The sequence below is a fragment of the Pseudomonas sp. ZT5P21 genome (assembly GCF_054897785.1).
Map to the genome: position 1 here is coordinate 2,678,274 of NZ_CM142705.1, position 16,276 is coordinate 2,694,549.

Consider the following 16,276-nt stretch of genomic DNA (forward strand, 5'->3'; position numbering starts at 1 on the left):
GCTTTTCTGGTACCGGGCGGTATCGAATATGTACAGGTTTCTGGCTTTAGCGCAGCACCTGTGGGAGCGAGCTTGCTCGCGATGAGGTTGTATCAGCCGCCATTGATGTAGCCTGACACGCCGCCATCGCGAGCAAGCTTGCTCCCACAGGGTTTTGGGTCAAACCAGGTTTTGCTCGGTCAACCGCTGCACCGCCAGCCGCCGATAATGCGACGGTGTCATGCCCTTGAGCTGCTGAAACCGCCGGTTGAAATTGGAAATATTGTTGAAGCCCGACTCGAAACACACATCGGTCACCGGTTTGTCGCCGTCGGCCAGCAGTTCGCAGGACTTGCTGATGCGCAGCCGGTTGACGAACTCGATGAAGCAGCGCCCGGTGGCCTGCTTGAACACGCGGCTGAAATAGGTGGGCTTCATGCCAAGGTGCTCGGCGACTTCCTCAAGCGGCAGTTCACGGGCGTAGTGGGCAAAGATGTAATCCACCGCCCGGTTTGTGCGGTCGATGTTGTGTTCGTCAGCCAGATGCGGCGTCGTCGCACCGGACAACAACTCGTAGTCATCGGAAGCGGCGAGCAACTCCAGCAAAATGAAAAAGTGCCCGAGCCGGGTCACGCCCTGAGTGTCGGCAATGCGCTGCATCAAGGTCATGGCCTGACCGACTGTGCGCTTGCAGCGAAACTCGATGCCGTATTGAGCGCGCTCCAGCAAGGGGGTCAGCGTCTTGAACTCGGCAAAAACCTGAAGGCCGCTCTCGAACAACTCGTCGGTGAAGTTGACCAGCATGTCGCGCTTGGGCACCACTTCATCTTCCGCGACCTGGCTGATCCAGTTATGGGGCAGGTTGGGGCCGGTGAGGAACAGTGATTCCGGATAGAAATTGCCGATGTAGTCGCCAATGAACACCTTGCCGGAGCTGGCGACGATCAGGTGCAGTTCGTATTCCTTGTGAAAATGCCACCGCACCAGAGGGCAGGGGAAGCCGTGCTGACGATAAATGATGGACAACCCATTGTGGTCATCCATCAGTTCGTAGGAAGGGTCGGTCACTCGGGCGGTTCGGGTCATGGCAGGGGCGCTTTTCTTGTTATCGCACCTCGATCATGCCTCTTTCCCTGCACCCAACGCCAGCGTACCCCACCGGTTGTTCAGGGGCGCGCGTGCAGCCTGTCGCCGTACACTGCTTTCAGGCGCGTAGCGCTTGAGCAATAACGGACGATGTCTGACTCGTCGAAAAAATCGGTGTTGATGATGCTGCAACGAGTGACCCAATCCCCCGTCGTGCTGAACCAGCTGTTAATCTGGTTTTTTATATGCAGAGGTCCGCCCAGCAGTGAATAGCAGGTGGCCGACAACGACCATAGAAAGGTGTAAGGCGCGTCTTTCAAAGTGGTTTCGACATAACTATAAAGGTCCTCTGTGTCAGTGAAGGTCTTGCCAGTCCATTTGTGTGGAATCCTTGGCCAGAAGTGTTCGCCAGTCAAACCTTGAATCGCCGGCGCGGTCATGACGATTCTTCGTAGCGGGCTGGATCGTTTGAGTTCGCCCACCGTTTTGACACTGTCAGCATTGGGAATGATGCGTGGCCCAAGTCGACGCAGCAGTATGTCTGCCAGCTTTCCATGGTCGAAAGGTTTGTCGTCATCGCCCAATTGGTGAAAGTCCAGCACGACGAATTCGTCTTTGTTGCGATCAAGAAACGCCAACACAGCTTCGATCAAGTCGTCCAGGACCCGATGGGACTGAAAGCCATTGTGATGAAAATAAAAAATCGATTGGTCCCGGCCCTCACGGTAACCGAGGCGTAGATCGAAGGCGCGCGCCCCGTTGGCAAGTTGCCAGGCAAACGAATCATTCTGGCAGGTCGTCCAGTTGCCGAAGACCACTTCATAGTTGGGCGCTTTTGTATCCATGCCGGCATTATGAGCGCCCGGCCAGACAATGTCGGTGAGCTTTAACTTGTCGATATCGACGACGTTGCTCATCCAGGTCTGTTTATCAAGCGTGTCGTTGAGTGTCATGTATATTCCTTGTTGCTGAGCGTGTCCCGTCCGTGGACGAAGTAACTGTTTATGGTTAAATAGAGATAGGTGGCTGGTTGATGGGCGCTATTTAAATGATGAATGCTGCGCTTTTATTATGCTGGCCGCACGGCAGTTTTCTACGAGATTGGACTCTTCAAAGAAATCTGCATTAATAATATTGCAGTTGAAGATCCAGTCGCTGGCAACGGGGTCAAACCAGCGATCAAGGTGCCTTTTGATGTCGACAGGCCCGCCGGTGAGGCTGTAGCTGGTAGCGGACAATGAATACGCGTAGGGGTAGGGAGCGAAGTTCATCACCTTAGTAATGTGAGCTTCCAGTTCGCGGACGTTGGTGTCTGCAATTCCACTCCATTTATGCCTGATTGGCGGAAGAAACCATTGTCGATCCAGTTGCGAGTGACGCTCGGCAGCGACCCATACCCTCTGGACGCGGCTCCGTTCCTTGAGTTGACCAAGGCTCAGATCCTGATTGATCGAAGGAATGATCTGGTCGCCCAGATGCGTCAGCATGAAACGGTTGAACTCCCTGTAATCAAACGCCCTGTTACCGGATCTCAATTCATGGAAATCCAGGAGAATGAATTCGTCAGGGTTCTCCTGAACAAAACGGCGCACCTGCATGATCAGATTTTCCAGGGAGCGTGAGGACCGGTGACCGTTATGTTGAAACCAGAACGTTCCCACGCCGCGGGCATCGACGGCATATTCAATCCTCGCATCCAGCACTCGGGCGCCATGGCGCAACTGCTCGTAAAAGGAGTGGTTCTGGCAGGCAGCCCAGTGAACAATGCCCGGTGCGCGGTACGCGGCTTTTTTGTCTACGCCGGCGTTATGGGCGCCTGGCAGTATCAATTGACTCAGGGACAGTAAATCGATGCCCGGCGTGGCGGTCATCCAGCTGTTGAGTGTATAACTTTCAGAAGTAGGGTTTTGCATGAAGGCTTCCTTGCCGGTCTAGAGAAAGTTGTTGTGCCAAGAATGAAAAGTTGGCGCGCGGGCACTATGTATAACCACGGGTGGATTGATATCCAAGGATCGGCTTGATACAAAAAGTATCTCGCCGACTTAAGGAAGGTCTGAAGTACCCACCGATTTTTGATGCCCTCTCTGCTTGAGGTTCAAAAAACGTTTATTCGGTCGAAATCCAGACCTTTTCTGCTCTTAACTCATGGTTTTCCCTCTATCGCGCCGTTTCAGGGCGATTAGCCCGCATTACAGGCGCACCTCTCCTGCACTCAGCAATCGCTTTCGCACCATCCACAGATTCGACAACGCGAACAATGTCGTCTGCTGACCGATGTTCTTCGCCAGACCACGAAAGCGCACTTTCGTATAACCAAACTGACGCTTGATCACTCGAAACGGATGTTCAACCTTGGCCCTGACTTGCGCCTTGGCGTATTCAATCTTGCGGCGCAGGCGACCGATCAAACTCTTTTTCGCGTGTTTTTTATAGCTACTGGGCCGGGCGGCAATCGACCAGATCATTTGGCGGTTCTGATGTTCAGGACGTTTGTCCACGCCGGTGTAACCGGCATCGCCAGAGACGTAGGTTTCCTCGCCGTGCAGCAACTGATCGACTTGAGTCACGTCCGCCACATTCGCCGCCGTGCCGACCACGCTATGCACTAAACCGGACTCGGCATCGACGCCAATGTGCGCTTTCATCCCGAAGAAATACATATTCCCTTTCTTGGTCTGGTGCATTTCCGGGTCGCGCTTGCCGTCCTTGTTCTTGGTCGAACTCGGCGCATGAATGATCGTCGCATCGACCACGGTGCCTTGGCGCAACAGCAGGCCACGGTCACCCAGATAGCCGTTGATGACCTGCAAAATCCCGCCCGCCAACTCATGTTTTTCCAGCAGGCGCCGGAAGTTGAGGATCGTGGTTTCATCGGGAATCCGATCTAGGTACAGCCCGGAAAACTGGCGCAGGATCGTGGTTTCGTAGAGCGCTTCTTCCATCGCCGGATCGCTGTAACCGAACCAGTTCTGCATCAGATGCACCCGCAACATGGCCGACAACGGATACGCCGGACGCCCACCGTCACCCTTCGGATAATACGGCTCGATCAAGGTAATCAAACCCTTCCACGGCACGACCTGATCCATCTCGATTAGGAAGCGCTCACGGCGGGTCTGCTTACGTTTGCCGGCATATTCGGCATCGGCGAAGGACATCTGTTTCATCGGGGCTCAACCGTTCGGTTCGTGTGAGGTGCGTATTTCACCAGAGATGGAAGTCTTTTTCAGAGTTTCCTTAAGGGGGTGGTTATTGCGCTGAGCATTATTTGACAACTGGAAGTTACGAAGTCGTTGATGGATTACGGTTCTTGGCTTCAATCCATTGCGCCATGTACTGGGTACTTTTATGTTGGTGATGACGTAACATGCTGCCGGTAAAGTTATCCCTCCGAAGTTGTGTCAGATGTTCCAGGCTGTGGATCAGTTTTTCGATCAGGGCAGGGCCGTGAACCGACTGCCGGTATCGCTCGGCCAAAAGTGCCTGCCCCTGCACCTGAGCGTTCTGCCAGTGCGCCTTGTCGTTATAAAGCTGCGCAGCGCAATCGGCGAACTCGCGCGCCGTACGGGTCACCGCGCCGGGCCAGGAGCCTTGGCCCTGCATGCCTTCGGCACCAATAGGTGTGGTGACATTTGGCGTACCGCACATCATCGCATCGACGATTTTGCCTTTGATGCCCGCGCCGAAACGCAACGGCGCCAGGCACACCCGCGCCGCCGCCATCACTTGCAACGCATCTTCCGCCCAGTTCATCACATGGAAACCCTGAGCCGCATTGTGCAGGGCCGTCGCCTTGGGTGGCGTATAGGCCCCGTAGATGTGCAATTGCGCAGTGGGCAACTGCTCGCGAATCAACGGCCAGATCGTGGTTTTCAGCCAGAGCACCGCATCCCAGTTGGGCGCATGGCGAAAGTTGCCGATATGGATGAAGTGCCCCCGGTCTTCAAACGGTGCGTGCAAGTTGTCGGGTACATCGACCATCAACGGGCACCAATGCAACAGGTGGCGTGGCACATTGAACTGCTCGACCAGCAACTCGATTTCCACGTCGGAAATCATCAGGTTCACGTCGCAGCGATACAGCGCCGCAATCTCCCGTTTGGCCAGGTCGGTGCCGGCCATCAGTTCGAATTCTTCACGCAAGGCTGGTGCGAACAAGCCGTTGAAGTCATTGGCATCGTCACTGGCCTTCAAGCGATCCTTGAGCCGTTGATGGCGAGCATGCCGGAGGCTTTGCAGATCTTGCGTGCCGAGAACGCGCAGGGCATCGGGACAGTGCTTTTCGACGCGCCAGCCGAATTGTTCTTCCATCATGAATTGCTCGAACAGCACGATATCCGGCGCCAGCTCGCTGACAAAAGCGTCGAAACTGCTGTTGTTCAACTCGATGGGCACTTCACGGATACCCAGTGGCGTCAGGTCTTCCTGGTGTTCCCCGGCGCCGGCCGGGCTGCTGAACGTCACGTCCCAGCCTTGTTGCAGGAAGGTTCCGAGCAGTTGCATTACATAGCCGCCAGCCGCCGAGGACCGAGGTTCGGGCCAAACGTAACCGATAACCAGGACTTTGGTGGCGCGGGGCAGACTCATGAAGGGGAATTCCTTGACGCGGGCAGGGATAAAAACGGGGCGCAATTAAACCACAGCAGGGCGATGACTGAGCCTGCTTCAGCGCAGATCAGCGGTTGTTCAGAATGCCTTTGACCTTGTCCCGCAGTTGATCGATGGAGAACGGCTTGCCGATCACATGCATGCCTTCAGGCACCTCAATGCTCTCGGCATAACCGCTGGCGAACAGGATCGGCAGTTCAGGGCGAACCATGCGCGCCTGTGTGGCCAATTCACGGCCATCCATCACCGGCAACCCGACGTCGGTCATCATCAGATCGATGGCGTGATCTTCATCGTTGAGATACAGCAGCGCCTGTTCGCTCCCGTCAGCCTCCAATACCCTGAATTCCAGCTCCTCGAGGACATCGACTATCAGCATGCGCACGATGTCGTCGTCTTCGACGACCAGGATGATGGATTGTTCGGCGGACATAATGGGGCTCTCAAAAATTGATTTTGGTGGCCGGTCGATCAAAAGAACCGGGCTCTAGCATGAGTAAGTGACGGAACCCGACAAGTTCCCGGCCACGCAATAAAAAGAATAGCCGCACAGGGTCGGCAAGGATAACCGCTCCCCTGCGCTGGAGCAGCGGAATGTAGGATTTTGCCTGAAGCGGCGTCAGAAAAATGGATCAAACCGGCAGAATTGGGGCAAACTCTGTGGTTTTAAACAGTTCGACAAGGCCTTCCCATGACCACTGCGTCTTCGGTTGATGAGCAACGATTCCGTAAACTCCTGAGCCGCAACGTCAGCCTTCCGTTGGGTGTAGGCGTGCTCAGTGCAGTGTTCTTTGTCTCACTGATCACTTATCTGCTGTCGGTGATCCAGTGGGTCGAGCACACCGACCGGGTGATCAATAACGCCAATGAAGCGTTGAAGCTGACCGTTGATCTGGAAACCGGCATGCGCGGCTTTCTCCTCAGTGGCGACGAGAAATTCCTCGAACCCTACGAAACCGCTCGTCCGAGAGTTGCGGTAGCGGTCAAGACCTTGCTCGAACTGACCGCTGACAACCCGGTGCAAACGGACCGGCTGCAACGGCTCCAGGCCTTGCAGAATGAGTGGGGCACGTACGCGCAGAGCCTGATCGACTTGCAGCGTGCGAGCGGCGATTACCGCAGCGTGGTCAGGGCCGGGCGTGGCAAGCGCCTGACCGATGAGATCCGCAAGCAATTCGAAGACGTGATCGAGATGGAGCAGCAGTTGCGTGTCTCGCGCAATGAAGACGTGCGCCGCACGACGGTCTGGAGTATCAGCCTTTACCTGTTGTTTATCCTCGGTATCAGTGCGTTGCTGGCTTACATCGGCCGTCGGGATTTGCTCAATCTCTCGCAAAGCTACAGCGCGACGCTCACGGCACAACGGGCCAGCGCCCGGCGCCTGGAGCAACAGGCCTGGCTGCGCAACGGTCAAACCGAACTGGCCGAGCAGGTGCTGGGGCAACTGTCCCTGAACTCCTTGGGTCGCAACATTTTGCAGTTTTGTGCGCAATACCTGGGTATCGCCGTCGCGGCTATCTACGTACGTGAGGAACACGGTGGCCTCAAACGGGTGGCGTCTTACGGTTTCTCCCGCGAGCAGGAAGAGCGCGACCAGCAGATTCACAGCGATGAAGGCATTGTTGGCCAAGTGGCGCAACAGGCGCGCCTGATCCGACTCGACCACGTACCGAGCGACTACTTCAAAGTCACCTCCGGTCTCGGCGAAGGCCTTCCGCACAGCGTGCTGGTCGTGCCGACCAGCGATGATGAACGGGTGAACGGTGTCATCGAATTGGGCTTTCTGCGTCCGTTGAACGAGCGCGACATCGAACTGCTCGAATTGATTGCCGGCAACATCGGCACGTCCATCGAAGCCGCGCGCTATCGCCAGCGCTTGCAGGAAGTGCTGGCCGAAACCCAGCAACTCAATGAAGAGTTGCAGGTCCAGCAGGAAGAACTCAAGTCCGCCAACGAAGAGCTTGAAGAACAATCAAGGATTCTCAAGGAATCCCAGGCGCATCTGGAAACCCAGCAGGTCGAGCTGGAGCAGACCAATGAACAGCTTGCCGATCAGGCGCAGATCCTGGCCGAGCAGCGCGATGCCATGGACTTGAAGAACACCGAGCTGAATCAGGCCCAGACCCAGCTCGAAGAGCGCGCCGAAGAATTGCAGCGTTCGAGCAAGTACAAGTCCGAATTCCTCGCCAACATGTCCCACGAGTTGCGCACGCCGCTGAACAGTTCGTTGATCCTGGCCAAGCTGCTGGCGGAAAACCCCCAGGAAAATCTCAGCGCCGAGCAGGTCAAGTTCGCCGAGTCGATCTATTCGGCCGGTAACGATCTGCTGAACCTGATCAATGACATCCTCGACATTTCCAAGGTCGAGGCCGGCAAGCTTGAGGTGCGTCCGGAGAACACCAGCGTCGTGCGTCTGGTCGACGGTTTGCGCGGGATGTTCCAGCCGATGGCCACGGAAAAGAAACTGGATTTCCAGGTCGATCTGCAGCCCGGTGCGCCGACGATGATCTACACCGACCGTCAGCGCCTGGAGCAGGTGATCAAGAACCTGCTGTCGAATGCGTTGAAGTTCACCGAGCGAGGTTCGGTCAGCCTGACCGTTGCGAGCCAGCCAGACGAAGGCATCGCGTTTATCGTTCGCGATTCCGGGATCGGCATTGCAGCGGATCAACAGGAAAGTATCTTCGAAGCGTTCCGCCAGGCCGATGGCACCACCAATCGGCGTTATGGCGGCACCGGCCTGGGCCTGTCGATTTCCCGTGACCTGGCAGCATTGCTCGGCGGTTCCATCGGTGTCACCAGCGAGCCGGGCCAAGGCAGTGTGTTTACCTTGGTCTTGCCGCAGCAGTACATCGAGCCGGGGGAAACACCGGTCGAGCCGATGAAGGCCGAAAGGGTGGCGCTAACGCCGAGAGTGGCAACCGCTGCCTTGGTGCCGTTGATAGCTGAAGTCGACATTCCGCGTTTCAACGACGACCGAAACAACGCCCCGTTCACCACCCGCTGCATTCTGGTGGTGGAAGATGAGCCAAACTTTGCGCATATCCTCTATGACCTGGCACATGAACTGGGTTATCAGTGCCTGGTCGCCCATGGCGCTGACGAAGGTTATGACCTGGCCAGGGATTACATTCCCGATGCGATCCTGCTGGACATGCGCCTGCCGGACCATTCCGGCCTGACCGTGTTGCAACGCCTGAAGGAACACGCGCAGACCCGGCACATCCCGGTCCATGTGATCTCGGTCGAAGACCGCGTCGAAGCCGCCATGCACATGGGGGCGATCGGTTACGCGGTCAAGCCGACCACCCGCGAAGAGCTCAAGGACGTGTTTGCTCGCCTTGAAGCCAAGCTGACCCAGAAAGTCAAGCGGGTGCTGTTGGTCGAAGACGATGATCTGCAGCGCGACAGCATTGCCCGGTTGATCGGCGACGAGGACATCGAAATTACCGCCGTAGGTCTGGCGCAGGATGCGCTGAACCTGCTGCGCACGACGGTTTTCGACTGCATGATCATCGACCTCAAGCTGCCGGACATGCTTGGCAATGACCTGCTCAAGCGCATGTCCACCGAGGATATCTGCTCGTTCCCACCGGTGATCGTCTACACCGGGCGCAACCTGACCCGGGACGAAGAGGCCGAGCTGCGCAAGTATTCGCGCTCGATCATCATCAAGGGCGCGCGGTCGCCGGAGCGTTTGCTGGATGAGGTCACACTCTTTCTGCACAAAGTCGAATCGCGGTTGTCCCATGAACGGCAGACGATGCTCAAGACTGCGCGCAGCCGCGACAAGGTTTTCGAGGGTCGCAAGGTGCTGCTGGTGGACGACGATGTGCGCAACATCTTCGCCCTCACCAGCGCGCTGGAGCAAAAGGGTGCAGTCGTGGTCATAGGCCGGAACGGTCGTGAAGCGATTGAAAGATTGAATGAAGTGGAGGACATCGATCTGGTGTTGATGGACGTGATGATGCCGGAGATGGACGGTTTCGAGGCGACGAGCCTGATCCGCCAGGATCCGCGCTGGCGCAAGCTGCCGATCATCGCGGTGACGGCCAAGGCCATGAAGGACGATCAGGAGCGCTGCCTGCAGGCCGGCTCCAACGATTACCTGGCGAAGCCTATCGACCTGGATCGATTGTTCTCGCTGATTCGCGTGTGGTTACCGAAGATGGAACGCATTTAGTGGAACGCATTTATTCAGTGCAGCGAAACAGCGAAATCGAATTGAGGTTGTTGATCGAGGCGATCTACCTCAAATACAGCTACGACTTCCGCGATTATTCCGGCGCGTCGATCAAGCGTCGCGTCCAACACGCGTTGAGTGAATTCGACTGCGCGACCATTTCGGCGCTGCAAGAGAAGGTATTGCACGACCCGACGGCGTTCATGCAGTTGCTGCAATTGCTGACGATCCCGGTCAGCGAGATGTTCCGCGATCCTTCACACTTTCTCGCCATTCGCCAGGAAGTGGTGCCGCTGCTCAAGACCTATCCCTCGATCAAGATCTGGATCGCCGGCTGCAGCACCGGTGAAGAGGTCTATTCGATGGCGATTCTGCTGCGCGAAGAAGGCTTGCTCGATCGCACCATCATCTACGCCACTGACATCAATCCGCGCTCGCTGGACAAGGCCAAGCAGGGGATTTTCTCAATAGAGAATGTCCGCGCCTACACTCATAACTACCAGCAGGCCGGTGGCCAGCGTTCATTTGCCGACTACTACACGGCGGCGTACGGCTATGCGATTTTCGATAAGAGTCTGTGCGAGAACGTGACCTTCGCCGACCACAGCCTTGCGACCGACAGTGTGTTTTCCGAGACTCAATTAATATCGTGTCGTAACGTATTGATTTATTTTAATAAAAAACTTCAGGATCGGGCCTTTGGGTTGTTCCATGAATCCCTTTGCCATCGTGGTTTTCTGGTGCTGGGCAGCAAGGAAACCCCGGATTTTTCGGCCTTCGGCAACCAGTTCGAGCCGTTGGTCAAACAAGAACGGATTTACCGAAAATCATGAACAATGCAGCGCAGTTGCCTTGTGTGGAGGCTATCGTGATCGGTGCTTCAGCCGGTGGTGTGGAGGCTTTGCTGAGTATCCTCAGCCCTCTGCGCGAAGGCTTCGTGCTGCCAATCATTGTGGTATTGCACCTGCCCGACGAGCGTCGCAGCCACCTGGCCGACGTGTTTGCCCGGAGAGTGTCGATGCGGGTTGTCGAGGCCGGCGACAAGACTCATGTCGAAGCCGGAACCCTGTATTTCGCAACGCCCGGCTATCACTTGTCGGTGGAGCATGACCGCACCCTTTCTCTGAGCCTGGAAGACCGCGTGCATTATTCGCGACCCGCCATCGATTACTTGTTCTCGTCCGCTGCGGATGCCTATGGCCCGAATTTGGCCGCGGTGCTGTTGACCGGCGCCAATCGCGATGGCGCGATCGGCATGGCCGAGGTCAAGCATCGTGGCGGCCTGACCATTGTGCAGGACCCGGACGATGCCCAAGTCGCGACGATGCCCCTGGCGGCGCTGGATACCCACCAACCGGATCATATTCTCCCCATACGCGGCATCGGCCGTCTGCTTGTCGAGCTGGAACGAATAGCATGCTAAGTAACATCCAAGCCAAACTGCTGATCGTCGACGATCTGCCGGAGAATCTGTTGGCGCTTGAGGCGCTGATCAAGCGTGAAGACCGCGTGGTCTACAAAGCCTTGTCCGCCGACGAGGCCTTGTCGCTGCTGTTACAACACGAATTCGCCATGGCCATTCTCGACGTGCAGATGCCCGGCATGAACGGTTTCGAACTGGCCGAACTGATGCGCGGCACGGAAAAAACCAAGAACATCCCGATTGTGTTTGTCAGTGCCGCTGGCCGTGAACTGAACTACGCGTTCAAAGGCTACGAAAGCGGCGCCGTGGATTTTTTGCACAAGCCGCTGGATATCCATGCGGTCAAGAGCAAGGTCAATGTGTTCGTCGACCTGTTCCGCCAGAGCAAGGCCATGAAGCAACAGGTCGAAGCGCTGGAGCAGAGCCGCCGGGAACAGGAAGCGCTGCTTCAACAGTTGCAGAGCACGCAACGGGAACTGGAGCAGGCGGTGCGCATGCGCGATGACTTCATGTCCATCGTCGCCCATGAGGTGCGTACGCCGCTCAACGGCTTGATCCTTGAGACCCAGCTGCGCAAGATGCACCTGGCCAGGGACAACGCCGCAGCGTTCACCCTGGACAAGATGCACGCGATGGTCGATCGCGACGAACGGCAGATCAAAAGCCTGATCCGCCTGATCGAAGACATGCTGGATGTGTCGCGGATTCGCACGGGCAAGTTGTCGATTCGACCGTCACGTTTCGACCTGTCGGCGCTGGTGCGCAACTTGCTGCAGAACTTCGCCCCGCAGATCGAAGCCGCCGAATCCTCGGTCACCCTCGACGCCGAGCAACCGTTATGGGGCAGCTGGGACGAATTCCGCATTGAACAGGTGATTTCCAACCTGCTGACCAACGCATTGCGTTACGGCGCCAAGAGCCCGATCGGCGTGAAGGTGTACAGTGAGAACAATCAGGCGTTGGTGGAAGTGCGCGATCAGGGGATCGGCATCGATCAGGAAAACCAGAAGCGTATCTTTCAGCAGTTCGAACGGGTTTCAGCGAGGCACGCTGTCGCCGGGCTGGGCCTGGGGTTATTTATTTCAGAACAGATCGTGACCGCCCATGGCGGTTCCATTACCGTCGAGAGCCGGATTGGCGAAGGCGCCTTGTTTCGCGTTTGTCTGCCGCTGTAGGAAAACAGTCGGATAAACGCAACCTCTGATCGACCCCGGGGTCGTATCAGCAGCTACTGACCGAACAAAGGCTTCCCATGAGTGAAGATGCACAAGACGTCGTATTGATCGTCGAAGATGACCCCTCGATTCTGATGGTGCTGTCGGCCTATCTGTCGGGTGAGGGTTACCGGGTGCTGCAGGCCGAAAACGGCGAGCAGGCCTTCGAGATTTTGGCGAGCAAGCCGCACCTGGACATGATGATCACCGACTTTCGCCTGCCGGGCGGAATTTCTGGCGTGCAGATCGCCGAACCCGCCGTGAAACTGCGACCGGAACTCAAGGTGATCTTCATCAGCGGTTACCCGCAGGAAATCCGCGAGACCGATAGCCCGATCACGCGCAAGGCGCCGATTCTGGGCAAGCCGTTTGATCTGGATGTATTGCAGGAATTGATGCAGGACATGCTGTCGTAGGAGCAAGCTTGCTCGCGATGGTCGTAAACGATAACGCGAGCTGTCTGGATGAACCCGTTGTCCAGACGTTTTTCGCGAGCAAGCTCGCTCCTACAGGAGCGTATTAAATTCTGATCATTTCGCGGACTTTCGCCGTCAACAGGTCGAAGGTAAACGGCTTGGTAATCATCTGCATGCCAGGATCCAGGAAGCCACCGCGCACCGCCGCGTGTTCGGCATAACCCGTAATGAACAACACCTTGAGATCGGGCCGGCACTGCCGGCCGATTTCCGCCAGTTGACGGCCATTCATGCCCGGTAACCCCACGTCGCTGATCATCAGGTCAATACGTTGCCCTGACTCCAGAATCGGCACCGCGCTGTCGGCATCGCTGGCTTCGACGAACGTGTAACCCAGGTCGCTCAGCACTGTACTGACCAGCACCCGGACCGCCGGATCATCTTCGACGATCAGCACCGTCTCGCCGTCCAGCGCGATCAACGGATGCTGGACGTCGGATGGACTCTCGTCCGGCACGTCATCACCGCGGAAACGTGGCAGAAACAGACTCACCGTTGTGCCTTCGCCTACTTCGCTGTCAATCGCAACGTGCCCGCGTGACTGTTTGCTGAAGCCGTAGATCATCGACAAGCCAAGACCGGTGCCCTGGCCGATAGGTTTGGTGGTGAAGAAAGGGTCGAAGGCGCGATTGATCGTGCTTCGCGGCATGCCGCACCCGGTGTCGGTAACGCTGAGCACTACATAGTCGCCGGGTTCAAGATTGCTGTGAGCGTCGGTGAAGGTGTGATCCAGGTGCCGGTTTTCGGTTTTGACCACCAGTTTGCCGCCGTCAGGCATGGCATCCCGCGCATTGATCACCAGATTGAGCAGGGCACTTTCCAGCTGATTGGGGTCAGCCTCGGCCACCCACAATTGCGAATTCAGTTGCATCTCCAGGTGGATGCTTTCGTTGATGCTGCGCTGCAACAACTCGCCCATGGAAACCACCAGATCGTTCATTTCGACAGGTTTGGAGTCCAGCGACTGGCGCCGGGAGAATGCCAGTAAACGGTGGGTCAGACTGGCCGCGCGGTTGGCCGACGTCACGCCCAGGTCGATCAGACCGTCCAGGTCCTCGGTGCGGCCGCGGGCCAGGCGCCGGCGCAGCAGTTCCAGGCTGCCGATGATCCCGGTCAGCATGTTGTTGAAGTCGTGGGCAATGCCGCCAGTGAGTTGGCCGACCGCTTCCATTTTCTGGGATTGGCGCAGGGCTTCCTCATTGTGTCGCAGTTGCGCCGTGCGTTCCTCAACCTGCTGTTCCAGGGTTTCAAGAGTGGTTTGCAAACGCAGTTCGCTTTGACTCAGGTCGATCAGCCGGTCCCTGGCTTCATACTGTCGTCGACGCCCGCGCAACGCGGTGGTCACCAGGCTGATCAACGTCACGGGATGAAAAGGGCGCTCAAGGAAGGTGACGTTGCCCAGTTGCGCGCCGAAGCGCGAGGCGGGGTTCTGTTCGGGGCCGCCATGGTAGGTCATCAGCACAATCGGCAAGTCGGACCACGCGGGTTGCTGCTCGATCAGACTGAACAGCGGTTCGACGTCGCTGCCCAGCAACGCCTCGGAGGAGATCAACAGTAACCCGGCGCCTTGCTCCAGCTCGGCACACAGGCCAATTAGGTCCCGGGTGATGACGCCGTCGTAACCCGCTTCGTTAAGCAACATCAAAGCAATCTGGCTGTCACGTCCCAGCGGCGCGAGAATGATCGCGCGCTCGGTCGTTGCTTGCTGCACCGTCACGGGTTTTTATCCTCGAGCAACGGTTGGCTTTCACCCATGTAGGTCGGAACGCCACGCAATACACCTTGAAAAGCGCTCAGTGGTTCGCCGATGGTCATGCCCTGGTGATTGATCCGGTATTCGCGGATGGTTGTTTCATGGCTGCCGGTGCGTTTCTTGATGACCGAAATCGCCCGCCGAACCTGACCCAGCGCTTCGAAGTAGCGCAGCAGGATCACCGTATCGGCCAGATAAGTAATGTCGACCGGCGCTTGCATGTCACCGACCAGCCCATGTTGGGCGACGGTCATGAAGGTCGCGGCGCCCTGGCGATTGAGGTATAGCAATAATTCATGCATGTGCAACACCAAGGCGTTTTCTTCCGGCATCGCTGCCTGGTAGCCGTTGATGCTGTCGATGATCACGGTCTTGATTTCGAGCTGGTCGACGCAGCGACGGACCCGGTGGGAAAACTCGCCGGGGGACAATTCCGCAGCATCCACTTGTTCGATCAGCAGATTGCCGGTGGCTTGCAGGGCCTGCAAATCGATGCCCATGTTGTTCATGCGCTCGAAGAGCAAGCCAAGTTCTTCATCGAAAATGAACAATGCGGCTTTTTCTCCGCGCGCCACGGCGGCTGCGGCGAAAACCATCGTGATGAGTGATTTGCCGGTACCGGACGGACCAAGAATCAAGGTGCTGGAGCCGGTCTCGATGCCACCGCCGAGCAGCGCATCCATTTCCCGGATACCGCTGGAGAGTTGCGTGCGTACGTACTTGCCGCGATGTTCGGCCGCGACCAACCGTGGGAAGACGTGCACGCCGTCGCCCATGATCGTGAAGTCGTGAAAGCCGCCGCGGTACTTTTGTCCGCGGTACTTCACCACGCGGATACGTCGACGCTCGGCGCCGTAGCTGGGTGTCAGCTCCTCAAGACGAATCACACCATGGGCCACGCTGTGCACGGTTTTGTCGAGGGCTTCGGTGGTCAGGTCGTCCAGCAACAGCACCGTGGCGTCATAGCGAACGAAGTAGTGCTTGATCGCGAGGATCTGACGGCGGTAGCGCAGGGAGCTTTGGGCCAGTAGGCGAATCTCGGAAAGGCTGTCGAGCACGACGCGGGTCGGCTTGATTCGTTCTACCACTTCGAAAATCTGCTTCGTGGCTTCACCCAGCTCCAGGTCAGAAGAGTACAGAAGACTTTGCTGATGATCGGCATTAAGCAGGCTTTCCGGAGGGGTGAGCTCGAAAATATGAATGCTTTCATCCATTTCCCAGCCATGGGACTTAGCCCCTTGACGCAGTTCCTCTTCCGTTTCGGACAGCGTGATGTACAACGAGCGCTCGCCGGCTAACGCACCGGCCAATAGAAACTGCAAAGCGACGGTGGTTTTGCCGGTGCCGGGTTCGCCCTCGAGCAAAAACAGGTGTCTGCGGGACAATCCCCCGGCCAGGATGTTATCCAGACCTTCGATGCCGGTGGCGGCTTTTGCACTGAACAACTCGTTAGATGTGGTCAAAAAATACCCTCTCATGACTAGGGGAAGCGAGGCAGCAGGCCTGATGTGGCGGAATGGACTGCCTTTTCACTTGACCGTTGGCGGAGACGAG

General features: G+C 57.1%; 13 protein-coding genes. 5 read left to right on the forward strand and 8 right to left on the reverse strand.

The genetic code is table 11. The annotated features are described in order from the left end of the window. Positions 1-159: 159 nt before the first annotated feature. The 6 genes from ACYZT9_RS12605 to ACYZT9_RS12630 all read right to left on the reverse strand — a co-directional run bounded on the left by ACYZT9_RS12605 (position 160) and on the right by ACYZT9_RS12630 (position 6,106). Entirely contained in the window at positions 160-1,065 is a 906-nt protein-coding gene (locus ACYZT9_RS12605; RefSeq protein ID WP_462010070.1) for an AraC family transcriptional regulator, read from the reverse strand. Positions 1,066-1,145: 80 nt separating this feature from the next. Beyond that, complete coding sequence (locus tag ACYZT9_RS12610) at positions 1,146-2,018, reverse strand: PI-PLC domain-containing protein (RefSeq protein WP_462010071.1); 873 nt, start codon at positions 2,016-2,018, stop codon at positions 1,146-1,148. Positions 2,019-2,105: 87 nt separating this feature from the next. Next, positions 2,106-2,978, reverse strand: a complete 873-nt coding sequence (locus tag ACYZT9_RS12615; RefSeq protein WP_462010072.1) for a phospholipase — start codon at positions 2,976-2,978, stop codon at positions 2,106-2,108. A 276-nt stretch (positions 2,979-3,254) separates the two neighbouring features. Continuing rightward, on the reverse strand, positions 3,255-4,232 hold the full coding sequence (locus tag ACYZT9_RS12620; protein WP_462006036.1) for an IS5 family transposase: 978 nt from the start codon (positions 4,230-4,232) through the stop codon (positions 3,255-3,257). A gap of 115 nt (positions 4,233-4,347) precedes the next feature. Continuing rightward, positions 4,348-5,652 (reverse strand): glycosyltransferase, encoded by a 1,305-nt coding sequence (locus ACYZT9_RS12625; RefSeq protein ID WP_462010073.1) that lies wholly within the window; start codon positions 5,650-5,652, stop codon positions 4,348-4,350. 88 nt (positions 5,653-5,740) lie between these two features. Further along, on the reverse strand, positions 5,741-6,106 hold the full coding sequence (locus ACYZT9_RS12630) for a response regulator (RefSeq protein ID WP_462010074.1): 366 nt from the start codon (positions 6,104-6,106) through the stop codon (positions 5,741-5,743). A gap of 258 nt (positions 6,107-6,364) precedes the next feature. On the opposite strand from ACYZT9_RS12630, the gene ACYZT9_RS12635 reads away from it, so the two are divergent. The 5 genes from ACYZT9_RS12635 to ACYZT9_RS12655 all read left to right on the forward strand — a co-directional run bounded on the left by ACYZT9_RS12635 (position 6,365) and on the right by ACYZT9_RS12655 (position 12,909). Continuing rightward, positions 6,365-9,856, forward strand: a complete 3,492-nt coding sequence (locus ACYZT9_RS12635; protein WP_462010075.1) for a response regulator — start codon at positions 6,365-6,367, stop codon at positions 9,854-9,856. After that, on the forward strand, positions 9,856-10,689 hold the full coding sequence (locus ACYZT9_RS12640; RefSeq protein ID WP_462010076.1) for a CheR family methyltransferase: 834 nt from the start codon (positions 9,856-9,858) through the stop codon (positions 10,687-10,689). The genes ACYZT9_RS12635 and ACYZT9_RS12640 overlap by 1 nt, the downstream gene beginning before the upstream one ends. Beyond that, a complete protein-coding gene (locus ACYZT9_RS12645) occupies positions 10,686-11,279 on the forward strand; it encodes a chemotaxis protein CheB (RefSeq protein WP_462010077.1) in 594 nt (197 codons plus the stop codon). The genes ACYZT9_RS12640 and ACYZT9_RS12645 overlap by 4 nt, the downstream gene beginning before the upstream one ends. Continuing rightward, a complete protein-coding gene (locus tag ACYZT9_RS12650) occupies positions 11,273-12,454 on the forward strand; it encodes a hybrid sensor histidine kinase/response regulator (RefSeq protein WP_462010078.1) in 1,182 nt (393 codons plus the stop codon). The genes ACYZT9_RS12645 and ACYZT9_RS12650 overlap by 7 nt, the downstream gene beginning before the upstream one ends. A 77-nt stretch (positions 12,455-12,531) precedes the next feature. Continuing rightward, on the forward strand, positions 12,532-12,909 hold the full coding sequence (locus ACYZT9_RS12655; RefSeq protein WP_010460444.1) for a response regulator: 378 nt from the start codon (positions 12,532-12,534) through the stop codon (positions 12,907-12,909). Between the two features lie 103 nt (positions 12,910-13,012). Here ACYZT9_RS12655 and ACYZT9_RS12660 read toward each other — a convergent pair whose 3' ends face one another. Both ACYZT9_RS12660 and ACYZT9_RS12665 read right to left on the reverse strand, forming a co-directional pair. Continuing rightward, a complete protein-coding gene (locus tag ACYZT9_RS12660) occupies positions 13,013-14,686 on the reverse strand; it encodes a response regulator (RefSeq protein ID WP_462010079.1) in 1,674 nt (557 codons plus the stop codon). Then, complete coding sequence (locus tag ACYZT9_RS12665; protein WP_462010080.1) at positions 14,683-16,185, reverse strand: ATPase domain-containing protein; 1,503 nt, start codon at positions 16,183-16,185, stop codon at positions 14,683-14,685. The genes ACYZT9_RS12660 and ACYZT9_RS12665 overlap by 4 nt, the downstream gene beginning before the upstream one ends. Positions 16,186-16,276 lie beyond the last annotated feature (91 nt).

Bases quoted from the DNA above. Each gene is read 5' to 3' on its own strand.
- ACYZT9_RS12605 (WP_462010070.1), bottom strand. From the start codon at position 1,065: ATGACCCGAACCGCCCGAGTGACCGACCCTTCCTACGAACTGATGGAT.
- ACYZT9_RS12610 (WP_462010071.1), bottom strand. From the start codon at position 2,018: ATGACACTCAACGACACGCTTGATAAACAGACCTGGATGAGCAACGTC.
- ACYZT9_RS12615 (WP_462010072.1), bottom strand. From the start codon at position 2,978: ATGCAAAACCCTACTTCTGAAAGTTATACACTCAACAGCTGGATGACC.
- ACYZT9_RS12620 (WP_462006036.1), bottom strand. From the start codon at position 4,232: ATGAAACAGATGTCCTTCGCCGATGCCGAATATGCCGGCAAACGTAAG.
- ACYZT9_RS12625 (WP_462010073.1), bottom strand. From the start codon at position 5,652: ATGAGTCTGCCCCGCGCCACCAAAGTCCTGGTTATCGGTTACGTTTGG.
- ACYZT9_RS12630 (WP_462010074.1), bottom strand. From the start codon at position 6,106: ATGTCCGCCGAACAATCCATCATCCTGGTCGTCGAAGACGACGACATC.
- ACYZT9_RS12635 (WP_462010075.1), top strand. From the start codon at position 6,365: ATGACCACTGCGTCTTCGGTTGATGAGCAACGATTCCGTAAACTCCTG.
- ACYZT9_RS12645 (WP_462010077.1), top strand. From the start codon at position 10,686: ATGAACAATGCAGCGCAGTTGCCTTGTGTGGAGGCTATCGTGATCGGT.
- ACYZT9_RS12650 (WP_462010078.1), top strand. From the start codon at position 11,273: ATGCTAAGTAACATCCAAGCCAAACTGCTGATCGTCGACGATCTGCCG.
- ACYZT9_RS12655 (WP_010460444.1), top strand. From the start codon at position 12,532: ATGAGTGAAGATGCACAAGACGTCGTATTGATCGTCGAAGATGACCCC.